The following is an 11,363-nucleotide window of genomic DNA, read 5'->3' as shown; positions in this document are numbered from 1 at the left end:
GGGATAAATTAAACGCAGCTCAGGGCATGAAATAGAACAGGAGCCGGTCAAGGCTCCTGCGGGAGCATAGTTAACGCAGGCCGAGCTGGAAAATCATCGTTTCAGCCTGGCAGCTGAACGTAAAATCGATGTCCAGTTTAACGCCGCCGTCTACATCTTCCAGCGTGCTGGCAATTTCGCAAGGTTCAGACTCTACCGCCCGCGCTTTTTCCGTCAGGGCGGCCAGTGCCGCTTCCGCCTCAGCACGACTGCTGAAAACGTTGCTGTAAGACGCCGTGCAATCCGTGTTATCCATGATTGTGCCAACATCGACACAGCAGCAGGCTGCGGTTTCTTCAGCACTGCATTTGTTGATTACGTTCGTCATGCCTATTTCCTCTTACTCTTAAGACGCGGGAGATTATGATCCAGTTCAAATATTCTTATCTTCCTTATATTTTACTCCCTCATCCCGAAGCAGTACCAGCACTTCATGCTGACCAGTAATTTTAGTGATATCAATCACATTACAGTGTTATACGGCAGTAAAGACTGAGTAATATCTCTTCACACAAATTAACCAAAACGTTAAGCAGATCTAAATTTTGCATCATTTTAGAAATATTTTTAACACACAAGCGCAACATTGTCGTATTCCCAACTTATACTTTGGCAACTGGTCTGATTTGTCAGGCTGAGTGCGCCCCCTACAATGCGCGTCCCTTGTTACCTCGCGTAACAACGTTAAATAACAAGCATATAAAGAGGTTTTGGTCATGAACCAGAAAAACCTGTTCAAACAATCCACAATTGCTGTTGCGGTGGCCCTGTTTTCAGCAAATGTGTCCGCAGCTGGTTTCCAGCTAAATGAATACTCATCATCGGGTCTGGGACGTGCGTTTTCTGGTGAAGGTGCCGTAGCCGATAATGCGACCTCAGGTAGCCGTAACCCGGCGACCATGACCATGTTTGACCGCCCTTCGTTCTCCGGTGGTGTCACCTATATCAACCCGGATATCGATGTTCAGGGGAAAAATTCCCTGACAGGGCAAAATACCAGCGCCAAAAATATTGCGCCGCACGCCTGGGTGCCGAACCTACACTTCATCATGCCGCTGAATGAGCAGTGGGCGGTTGGCGCTTCTGCCACCACCAACTATGGCTTAGCAACGGAATTCAATGATAACTATGCCGCAGGTTCTATCGGCGGCCAGACCGACCTGTTGACATCAAACCTGAATCTGAGCGCCGCCTATCGCCTGAACCAGCATTTCAGCTTTGGTTTAGGGGTTAACGCCGTCTATGCCGATGCTAAGATTGTTCGTCGAGCAGGTGAATTGGCAAACGTACCTACCGCTGCTGGCGGAGCACAGGGCGTCGTTGCTGGCCCTTCTTCGGAACTCGCTCGTCTGGAAGGTAAAGAGTGGGGTTACGGCTGGAACGCAGGTCTGCTGTATGAAGTCGATGAAAATAATCGCTTCGGCCTGACTTATCGTTCAAAAGTCGATATCGACTTTAACGGTGATTACAGCAACAACCTCCCAACAGCCGCTGGTGGTACTGGTGGTGCGAAGATTCCTGGCAAGCTAACGCTTAATCTACCGGAGATGTGGGAAGCCTCTGCTTACCATCGCGTAGCGCCGAAGTGGGCAGTGCACTACAGCCTGACCTATACCAGTTGGAGCCAGTTCCAGGAGCTGAAAGCAACAGGTAGCAGTGGCAACACGCTGTTCCATAAAGATGAAAGCTTCCGTGATGCTTACCGTATCGCACTCGGTACCACCTACTATCATGACGATAACTGGACGTTCCGCGGCGGTATCGCGTTTGACGACAGCCCAGTACCAGCCGACAAACGCTCGATCTCCATCCCGGATCAGGATCGCTTTTGGTTAAGCGCAGGCACCACCTACGCCTTTAATAAAGACGCGTCTGTGGATGTTGGTGTGTCCTACATGCATGGCAAGCAAGTTGATATCAGCGAACCTATCTCTGATAGAGCTGGTTCGCCAAGTTACACTTTCAGCTCGAAAGGTAAAGCTTGGCTGTACGGCGTGAACTTTAACTATGCGTTCTAAATAAAGCACGCGTTCTCATTGCTATCAGTCAGAACGTGATAAAGCAGGTAAGGCAACTTACCTGCTTTTTTATTGCTCATCACAAGGCATTTGTCTCTTTCTTACTGGCGTAGTGATTAGCTAATGATGAACAATCCACGAATATCATAGTGTCAAATCAGTCGTTCAAGAGACGTCCGCCATCCACGACGATCTCACTACCGATGGTCCATCGGGACTCATCTGAAGTCAGGTACAACACCGCCCTAGCCACCTCCTCCGCCGTGCCGAAGCGGCCTGATGGAATGCTTTTGACGATCTCTTCGTTGGCTTGTTTGCGATAGGTATCGGGAATACCAAGTTTGTCATACAGCGGGGTATCGACGGGCCCAGGGCTAACCGCGTTGATGCGAATGCCACGCGCCATCAGTTCGCTCGACAGCGTCTTTGACAGGCTAAGAAAAGCAGCTTTGGTCGCAGAATAAACCGAGGAGCGAGCCGATCCTACATGCGCATTAATCGACGTGTTGAGCACGACCGACGCGGGGTTCGCGAATACCGGCAATAGCGACTGGATCAGGAAGTACGGCCCCTTGACGTTGATGTCAAAGGAGCGATCAAACATCTCCTCCGTCCATTCCTCAATCGGTTGCCAAACGGAAACACCAGCGTTGAGAAAGACAGCATCAACCTTTCCGTAATGGGCTTCCACAGCTTGTGCCAGTTCCTTTTGTGCACTCACGCTGGCCGAATCGGCGCGCAGCACCAGCACCTCGTTGCCAAGCTCGGCTTTTGCCATGGCAATAGAATCGGGGTTGACCCCAGTAACGATGACGCGAGCCCCTTCCGCGAGAAACTGCTTTGCGGTTTCCAGCCCAATGCCGGAGGTGCCTCCGGTGATAAGGGTACGTTTGTTGTGTAAGCGAGACATAGGAAACTCCTGATAATCATAGCGGGATGCAGCAATGTGCTGCCAGGGACAGCGCTAATCATATTTGTATGTATAAATGATGATAAGATCCCTATTTCGCATATAATTTATTCCATTACTGCATTAATGAGGCATCTTCACGTGGATCGTTTTCTGCTCATGACCTGTTTTAAACGGACTGTCGAAACAGGCAGCTTTTCTGCAGCAGCACGCGATCTGAATATGGGGCAACCCAACGTAAGTCGATACGTTGCCGCTTTAGAGGAACATCTGGGTGTCAGACTACTTCAGCGGACCACACGCCAACTGGTGCTGACGCCTGAGGGTGAGCGGTACTACGCAGATGTCAGCCGAATTCTTGATGCGGTTGCAGAATCGGAGTCATCCTTGAGCGATGAGACGGAACCCACTGGACTCCTACGAGTGGCCTGCCCAACCGCAATGGCTCATGCCTTCCTTATGCCACAGATCCCCGCTTTTTTATCACGCTACCCCGGGTTGTCGTTGGATTTGCAACTGAGCGATCGTTTCGTCGATCTGGTGGAAGAAGGTGCCGAGTTAGCTATCCGAATCGGTCATCCTTCCGACAGTGCACTGCGTGCGCGCCGGATTGGCCTTTTCACACGCGTGTATGTAGCCTCGGTAGACTATCTGAATCGTCGCGGCATACCGCAAACACCAGAAGATCTACGCGATCATGACTGTATTCTGTACTCGCTGTTAAACACGGGTAATACATGGCATTTTCGAGATATCGAGATCAACGTTTCGGGGCGATTCCGAGTCAACTCACCCCAGGCCGTACAGGAAGCGGTCATCGCCGGCCTTGGTATCGCCAGCGGACCCAAGTGGCTATACGAGGATGGATTACAGAGCGGCAGGCTGTGTCAGGTACTTTGCGACTACGAAGCACCGCCGGTGCCAATCCAGTTTCTCTATGTCGCCAATCGCCTGCTACCGAAGCGAGCCATTGTATTCATGGACTTCATTGCAGAAGCGTTTTCCAGGATCCCTGGACTCAACACCGACGATCGCTAGTGCGCATTGGGCTTGAAGGCACAAAAAAGGCCGCTTTCGCGGCCTTACATCGTGACTTCCTGCTAACCCCGATTACTCAGGTTTAACCTCGATATAGTCCAGATCCAGCGTACTGCTGGTATAGCTGCGGATTTTATTGGTCATTTCAATATTACCGTCCAGCTTCTGACCATAAGATGGAATGATCTCTTTCAGCTTGCCCTGCCATTCCGGCGTAGCGACTTTATCTTTAAACACTTTTTCCAGCAGGCTCAGCATAATCGGTGCGGCAGTAGACGCGCCCGGAGAGGCACCCAGCAGCGCGGCAATTGAACCATCCTGAGAACTGACGATCTCCGTACCCAGCTTCAGCACGCCGCCTTTGTCATCATCTTTCTTGATAACCTGAACGCGCTGGCCAGCAATCGTCAGTCTCCAGTCTTCTTTCTTCGCGTTCGGGAAGTATTCCTGCAACGCGGCGAAACGATCGTCGTCATCCATCATGACCTGACCAACCAGATACTTCACCAGATCGAAGTTATCCAGACCGACGTGCGTCATCGGCATCACGTTAGAGAAGGTCACGGAACCGATCAGATCCCACAGCGAACCGTTTTTCAGGAACTTGCTGGAGAACGTAGCAAACGGCCCGAACAGCAGGACTGGCTTACCGTCAAAAATACGGGTGTCCAGATGAGGAACAGACATCGGTGGCGCACCGACGGAGGCTTTACCGTACACTTTTGCCATGTGGCGCTTCACGATTTCCGGGTTTTCTGTCACCAGGAATTCGCCACCAACCGGGAAGCCACCGTACAGATCGGCCTCAGGAATACCGGACTTCTGCAACAGCGGCAGTGCCGCCCCACCCGCACCGATAAAGACAAACTTCGCCTTAATCACGCTTTCTTTCTCGCCGTTCTTCAGATCGGCGTAAGTCACGCTCCAGGTGTTATCCGCATTACGCTTGATATCACGCACTTCTGAATTCAGGTGCAGCGCAAAGTTGGGTTTGGTTTTCATCGCGCCAACCAGCTGACGCGTGATTTCACCATAGTTCACGTCGGTGCCGATAGGCATACGAGTCGCCGCAATCTTCTGAGCCGGATCGCGACCTTCCATCACCAACGGCGCCCACTCTTTGATCGTATTGGGATCGTCAGAGAACTCCATGCCACGGTACAGCGTGCTGTGCTGCATCGCATCATAACGATGTTTCAGGAAGGCGGTGTTCTCGTCACCCCAGACAAAGCTGATGTGCGGCACACTGTTAATGAAAGAGTGCGGGTTATTCAGCACGCCGTTTTTCACCTGATAGGACCAAAACTGGCGCGAGACTTCAAAGGCTTCGGTAATTTCCAGCGCTTTGCTGATATTAATTGGGCCGTTGGGATTATCCGGCGTGTAGTTGAGTTCCATGAAAGCAGAGTGACCCGTACCGGCATTATTCCAGCCGTTCGAGCTCTCTTCCGCCACGTTATCCATCCGCTCAACCATGTCGATAGACCAGTCTGGTTGCAACTCCTGTAAATACACGCCCAGCGTAGAGCTCATAATGCCCCCGCCGATCAGTACCACATCCGTTGTCTTCTCTGTCGTTTTAGCATCTTCAGCCATCGCCAGTGGAGCGTTAACCACCATGAGGCAGAAGAACATAGCAAGTAGTTTTTTCATGCTTATATCTCTATTTTTATAAGTGCAGGTAAATAGAATTCCGGGCATTCATTAACACACGACCACGCCATCATCCGTAAAAAGCATCATTCTTATGACCTTTTTGTTAATCACCTTGCTAACAAAAAAATCAGCGTGCAGACACATTTCAACCATGATGGACATCGGTACGGGTTAACGACGTAGCATTATTGTTATCTGGCGGGAGGAAATAAATTTTAGTAAGTAAATAAATGAACAACAATGCCATAACTTTTAAGAAACAAACCACAGAATCATCATGGTAAAAGTAAGTTTAGCAGTGTTTTATAAAAGCAAAAGGCACCCGCAGGTGCCTGAGAAATGAGCGATGTGACGCGACACTATTTCGCTGAATCGATCTCGTCGAGCGAGTCTTCAATCGCTGCCGCATTCGGGTTCTTCTGCGGGGTGAGTTGCCCATCACTGGCAAGGAAATCATGCCGTTGGAAGTAGGCTTCACGCACCATCAGGTATGGATCGGAAGAGTTACGCAGCAGCCCGTCGGAATCCAACAGCTGTGCTCGCGTTTCTATCCCTTCGATAGCCCATTTACCCGCGGACATCCAGAACGTCAGATAGCTCAGCATCGGATACAGCGTATCTACTACGCCACCGCCGTCTTCACGAGGTGTCACGCTACCGTAGCCGGGTACCACCAGATAAGGCCCGTAGCCAACGTCATAATGACCCAATGTGCTACCAAAGCGGCGAGACTCTTCTTTCGCCAGTTTCGGATTCGCCATTGAGGCCACGTCAATCAGACCGCCCATCCCGAGCAAGGTATTCAGGAAGAAGCGGTTAAAGTGAATCATCGCTTTATACGGCTTACCTTCAACGAAGTAGTTCACCATCGTTGCAGGTTCTTCCAGGTTGCTGAAGAAGTTGCCCAGTCCATTACGCGCGGGCGTCGGCACATAATCACGCCAGGCTACAGCCGCAGGACGCACCAGATAAGGATCCAGAACGTCATAGTTAAAGCTGAACATGGTACGGTTAAAGCCTTCAAGCGGATCAGAACGTCCTTCTTGAGCTCGATCCCCGGAACTGGCGCAGCCGATCAGTAACACGCTGGCAAACACCACCCCACTCAGGCGGTAATTCATATCTGTTCTCCCTGATTTATAGTGTGCTATACCCGTCATACTTCACGTTGCATGTGTGTTGGTTACGTTCACTCACCCGAATCACTTACTTGAGTAAGCTCATCGGGATTCCTTCACTTACCGCCTGCCTGCAACACGAATTATTTAGGGTATATACCCGCGACCGAAAATGGGTATTCCCAGTATCAGCTCCAGCCTCGCAGGCTGAGCGACAAGGACGGGATATCGGCCAACAGTGTAACATTTTATCGCTCCATCGCTACGTTGGCTTACGCATTACTGCATTTTCAGAGGTTTGCCATTTTTCTTATGGGGACAACACGCGGCATCGTTGCGACACGCGCTCCAGCGTGGGCGACAGTACGGTATTCCCTTGTTCCCCTCACAGCATAGCACCGCCAGCCTAAACCAGTGAGTCGCGCCGCGCCATCCCATGTTGTAAAAACTGACTACGCTTATCATCGGGGTTGTCGGTGATTGCCCCTCAACATCAGTACCGTTAGCCAGACAACAACCGGCCCACACGTCGAGAGAATCGCTATGAATCCACCTTCAGAATCCAGACAAATCCGGCAAGAGAAAGAAAGGGACGTGGCGGTAGAGAGTGAGGAAAGCACGCAGGGAAAAGCGATCGATGTAGACGAAGATCACTTGCCTTCCCCAGCTGCTGCGATCCATGAAGAGATTCGTCAGGAAGGGCAAAAGGAGCTGGAACGCGATGCAATGGCGTTACTGTGGTCGGCGATTGCGGCAGGGATCTCCATGGGAACCTCATTCATGGCGGTCGGTATGCTCCACACCCCTCTGGTTGGCGTACCCGGCGGCTTTCTGCTGGAGTGCTTCGGTTACACCATCGGCTTCGTAATTGTCATCATGGCACGCCAGCAGCTGTTCACTGAAAACACGGTCACGGCCGTGCTTCCCATCATGCATAAGCCCACGCGCAGCAATTTCTACCTGCTCGGTCGGTTATGGTTTGTCGTGCTGGCTGGCAACCTGATTGGCACAGCCTTGGCCGCCCTTGCCTTTACCTACATGCCCGTTTTTGATGGCGAAACGCGGGAGGCTTTGGTCGACATCGCGATGAAGGTCATGAAGCACTCACCAACGGAAATGTTCGCTAATGCCGTCGTCTCCGGCTGGATTATTGCCACGATGGTTTGGATGCTGCCTCGCGCCTATTCTGCCAAGCTGTGGATTATCATCATCATGACCTGGATGATTGCTTTCAGTAACCTCACGCACATCGTGGCCGGTGCCTCAGAGATTTTCTATCTGGTGTTTATTGGCCACATACCGTGGCATGACTTCATCTGGCCGTTTGCCTTGCCCACGCTGGCGGGGAATATCATCGGCGGCACCTTTATTTTCGCACTCATCAGCCACGCACAAATCCGCAATGACATGAGCAGTTCATCTCACGGAAAACGCCAAAAGGTGCAAGGGAATGACGGAGAAGAACATCGGCAGAAACGCTGATTGCCGACACTTTGAGCAAACGCGCCGTTAAGTGCTTATTCTCAGAGCAAAAATGCGTATAATAGCCGGGCTTCACGTCTCCATAGTTAAATGGATATAACGAGCCCCTCCTAAGGGCTAGTTGCAGGTTCGATTCCTGCTGGGGACACCATAACACCCTCTTACATGCTCTCCAAAAGTCTAAAAACCCCTTTAAAAACAACAAATATACTCAATTCATTGTCTTAGTTAATACCATAAAATCTTGTAGAAGCTATACACAGATGCGTATAAAATCATGTATACATTCAGTTCGATCTTTTTCTTATACACATGCTGCTAACCGACCTCAAAATTAAAAAGGCGAAAGCCCAGGACAAACCCTACACACTTAATGACGGTGGCGGGCTGTCTTTACTGATTGATCCTAAAGGGACAAAAGGCTGGCGCTTCCGCTATCGGTTTGCTAATAAGCCTAAGCTCATATCGTTTGGCACTTACGATACCGTATCCCTTGCTGATGCTCGTAAGAAGCGTGATGAAGCCCGCTCCATGTTAGCTAATGGTATTAACCCCAGCGACGCACGCAGAGCCGATAAGCTCTCTTTGTTGTTCTCTACGGAAAACACCTTTGAAGCCGTAGCGAGAGAATGGCACACATCAAAACTCACTACCTGGTCGGAAGGGTACGCCAAAGAAGTTATACACTACCTGGAGAAAGAAATTTTCCCGTTCCTGGGTAAACGTCCGATAGACCAGATCACACCGCTTGAACTTTTAGCCGTTCTGCAAAAGATCGAAAAACGCGGAGCGTTGGAACAAGCCAGCAAAATCCGCCGCCGCTGTGGTGAAGTATTCCGTTACGCCGTCGTAACCGGACGCGCTATGTATAATCCAGCGCCTGACCTGGCCAGCGCTATGAACAAGCCAAAGAACAATCACTTTCCGTTCCTAACCGAAAGTGAACTACCTGACTTTGTTAAGGCACTCAATAATTACAAAGGAAGCCAGATCACCAAATATGCCACTCAGCTTTTAATGTTGACCGGTGTTAGAACCATTGAATTACGCGCGGCTGAGTGGGTTGAATTCGATTTAGATAATGCACTGTGGGAAATACCTAAAGAACGGATGAAGAAGCGCCGCCCGCATTTGGTGCCATTGTCCACTCACGCAATTACTATCCTGAAAGAACTGAAAGTGCTTACTGGGTATTATCAACTGGTTTTCCCTGGTCGAAACGATACCAGAAAGCCGATGAGCGATGCCGCGATTAATAAAGTGATCAAAATGCTGGGTTATCACGGCAGGCTTACCGGTCATGGCTTCAGGCATACCATGAGTACCATTTTGCATGAGCGCGGATTTAACAGTGCATGGATTGAAACCCAGCTTGCGCATGTGGATAAAAACTCCATCCGTGGAACTTATAACCATGCGCAATATTTGGAAGGCCGTAGGGAAATGTTGCAGTGGTATTCTAATCTAATTAATACCACTGAAATTTAGTAAAATTAATTTTTAATAGACATATTACAATATGGATGTGTTAATTGACAATTATTCACATCCCCTTTCCCACCATCTTGCGCTCTGACAATATGGTCATAAGATATAGATTTTTCTGGATCTAAATATCCATTACATATTGGACACTTAATAGCAGACCTCAACGCTGATATTATAAAAACTTGACTTTTGTTATCATCTGAAAAACTTTTGCTACTCGATTTTACATTTCCAGCGACAACCTTTCCTTGTAATCCCGACTCCTCAATAATTACACTTTCAGATACATCTTCCCCTTTACTTAATTTTTCAATAAAAATAGAAAGAAGCTCTGAATATTTCTCAACACGTTTTCCACTTACATGCTTTTGCATAATGGTTGCAATTAGATCTTTATCACTAACTAATATATCTTCCAGTTCCTGTCTAACACTTGTGAACTTTTTAAAAAAACCACTATCATTGGCCGATATTTTTTTAGCAATTAAAGAGACCGTCCCCAAAAACATTGGACTTGAATGCCTACCCGTCGGGCCATAGAAATATACAGCAGGATGTAAACCTAGACTCCCATTGTCGTTACCTGTAATACGGTTAGCAAGCCTCGTGGCTTTTTGAAGATACTGAACTGTATCATTTCCCGTATCATCATCTATCTGCTCATTAATGGTTCTAGGGTTACCTTGGCTATTTTGGTTCGCTACAAGAATAAAATCAATTAACAATTGTAAGGCTATTCTAACCCCTCTAGAGCCACCTAATGGTAAATCCAAAGTTTTAACTGGCCTTTTTAGATCAGGATCAAACAAGGTTGAGTGAAGTTCTGATGCGGCCTTTTCTATTTTCACAGAATTTTCTGCACTGAATGAAGACCAATACTTGTGCCCTTTCCCTGCCCTTATAACAGCACGAGCAGCAATTGATGTGGGTTTTTTCCTATTTCTAAGTAAAAGTTCCTCAACATCATCTAATGCCGTTCCTTTCATGTTAATATTAAAAAATGAAGTTTCTGCCTTATCAACATCACCTTTTACCCACTGAATAGATAGTCCTCTAGTAAGTATAGTAGATATTTTTGCTCGTTCAGAATCAGAAATATCTTCATCATTTTTCTTTTTATTGAAATCAGCCCAACTCCCAACTTTCGAATTAACAAGCTTTCTCGTTTTCTCTGCTGTAGCTTTTTGCTCTTTAGATATTTCCCCACCAAAATATTTTAATGATATTAATCCATCACCATAGTCGTCCTCAACCCATGCTCTTAAAACACTTAATCGATGACCACCATCAATAACAAACAAAAATGAACTAGACTTCCAAAGGATTACTGATGGTATAAGATCACCAGAGACAAAACTTTCAAGTAATGATGTAACTTGCTCAGGAGACCAATGATTTGTCTCTCTTTGAAAATCAGGCTTCCTTAAAATCGCAGTAAAATCGCCTAAATCTCGAACAGATATATTATGAATAGTATCGAATGTTGTATCCTCATCTGGTTTAGATGCAAAATCAGATCTTTTTATCATAGCATCCAAGTTCACAAGATTAGCTTTACTAGCCATTTCAGTATCCTTTTAGAGAAAATTTAATTTTTCCGATTTAATAGATATC

Annotated in this window: 9 protein-coding genes and 1 tRNA gene; 5 read left to right on the top strand and 5 right to left on the bottom strand. The window is 48.1% G+C overall.

Features of this window, described 5'->3' with window-relative positions:
- Positions 1-70 precede the first annotated feature (70 nt).
- Positions 71-367, bottom strand: a complete 297-nt coding sequence (locus BUB06_RS12025; protein ID WP_072886142.1) for a YfcZ/YiiS family protein — start codon at positions 365-367, stop codon at positions 71-73.
- 388 nt (positions 368-755) lie between these two features.
- On the opposite strand from BUB06_RS12025, the gene fadL reads away from it, so the two are divergent.
- Complete coding sequence (fadL, locus tag BUB06_RS12020; RefSeq protein ID WP_039471261.1) at positions 756-2,057, top strand: long-chain fatty acid transporter FadL; 1,302 nt, start codon at positions 756-758, stop codon at positions 2,055-2,057.
- Positions 2,058-2,214: 157 nt separating this feature from the next.
- Here fadL and BUB06_RS12015 read toward each other — a convergent pair whose 3' ends face one another.
- Positions 2,215-2,967, bottom strand: a complete 753-nt coding sequence (locus BUB06_RS12015; RefSeq protein ID WP_039471259.1) for an SDR family oxidoreductase — start codon at positions 2,965-2,967, stop codon at positions 2,215-2,217.
- 141 nt (positions 2,968-3,108) lie between these two features.
- On the opposite strand from BUB06_RS12015, the gene BUB06_RS12010 reads away from it, so the two are divergent.
- On the top strand, positions 3,109-4,005 hold the full coding sequence (locus tag BUB06_RS12010) for a LysR family transcriptional regulator (RefSeq protein ID WP_039471920.1): 897 nt from the start codon (positions 3,109-3,111) through the stop codon (positions 4,003-4,005).
- A 72-nt stretch (positions 4,006-4,077) separates the two neighbouring features.
- On the opposite strand, the gene mqo is transcribed toward BUB06_RS12010, so the two are convergent.
- Both mqo and mlaA read right to left on the bottom strand, forming a co-directional pair.
- Entirely contained in the window at positions 4,078-5,658 is a 1,581-nt protein-coding gene (gene mqo, locus BUB06_RS12005) for a malate dehydrogenase (quinone) (RefSeq protein ID WP_010298589.1), read from the bottom strand.
- 362 nt (positions 5,659-6,020) lie between these two features.
- Complete coding sequence (mlaA, locus tag BUB06_RS12000) at positions 6,021-6,782, bottom strand: phospholipid-binding lipoprotein MlaA (RefSeq protein WP_010298591.1); 762 nt, start codon at positions 6,780-6,782, stop codon at positions 6,021-6,023.
- Between the two features lie 540 nt (positions 6,783-7,322).
- Here mlaA and BUB06_RS11990 point away from each other — a divergent pair.
- The 3 genes from BUB06_RS11990 (at position 7,323) to BUB06_RS11980 (ending at position 9,749) form a co-directional block, all read left to right on the top strand.
- Complete coding sequence (locus BUB06_RS11990) at positions 7,323-8,261, top strand: formate/nitrite transporter family protein (protein WP_039471257.1); 939 nt, start codon at positions 7,323-7,325, stop codon at positions 8,259-8,261.
- 76 nt (positions 8,262-8,337) lie between these two features.
- Positions 8,338-8,412, top strand: a tRNA-Arg gene (locus BUB06_RS11985).
- Positions 8,413-8,573: 161 nt separating this feature from the next.
- Positions 8,574-9,749: a tyrosine-type recombinase/integrase gene (locus BUB06_RS11980; protein ID WP_039471255.1), complete on the top strand. Its 1,176-nt coding sequence runs from the start codon at positions 8,574-8,576 to the stop codon at positions 9,747-9,749.
- A gap of 5 nt (positions 9,750-9,754) precedes the next feature.
- On the opposite strand, the gene BUB06_RS11975 is transcribed toward BUB06_RS11980, so the two are convergent.
- Positions 9,755-11,314 (bottom strand): GmrSD restriction endonuclease domain-containing protein, encoded by a 1,560-nt coding sequence (locus BUB06_RS11975; RefSeq protein WP_039471254.1) that lies wholly within the window; start codon positions 11,312-11,314, stop codon positions 9,755-9,757.
- Positions 11,315-11,363 lie beyond the last annotated feature (49 nt).

Origin of the sequence: Pectobacterium carotovorum, assembly GCF_900129615.1 — a bacterium.
GTDB lineage: Bacteria > Pseudomonadota > Gammaproteobacteria > Enterobacterales > Enterobacteriaceae > Pectobacterium > Pectobacterium carotovorum.
Note: the sequence above shows the minus strand (reverse complement) of the source record. Positions and strands in the feature narration are given on the sequence as shown.

What these genes read in the sequence shown, in the direction of transcription:
- BUB06_RS12025 (WP_072886142.1), bottom strand. Translation starts at nt 367, where the DNA reads ATGACGAACGTAATCAACAAATGCAGTGCTGAAGAAACCGCAGCCTGC.
- fadL (WP_039471261.1), top strand. Translation starts at nt 756, where the DNA reads ATGAACCAGAAAAACCTGTTCAAACAATCCACAATTGCTGTTGCGGTG.
- BUB06_RS12015 (WP_039471259.1), bottom strand. Translation starts at nt 2,967, where the DNA reads ATGTCTCGCTTACACAACAAACGTACCCTTATCACCGGAGGCACCTCC.
- mqo (WP_010298589.1), bottom strand. Translation starts at nt 5,658, where the DNA reads ATGAAAAAACTACTTGCTATGTTCTTCTGCCTCATGGTGGTTAACGCT.
- mlaA (WP_010298591.1), bottom strand. Translation starts at nt 6,782, where the DNA reads ATGAATTACCGCCTGAGTGGGGTGGTGTTTGCCAGCGTGTTACTGATC.
- BUB06_RS11990 (WP_039471257.1), top strand. Translation starts at nt 7,323, where the DNA reads ATGAATCCACCTTCAGAATCCAGACAAATCCGGCAAGAGAAAGAAAGG.
- BUB06_RS11980 (WP_039471255.1), top strand. Translation starts at nt 8,574, where the DNA reads ATGCTGCTAACCGACCTCAAAATTAAAAAGGCGAAAGCCCAGGACAAA.
- BUB06_RS11975 (WP_039471254.1), bottom strand. Translation starts at nt 11,314, where the DNA reads ATGGCTAGTAAAGCTAATCTTGTGAACTTGGATGCTATGATAAAAAGA.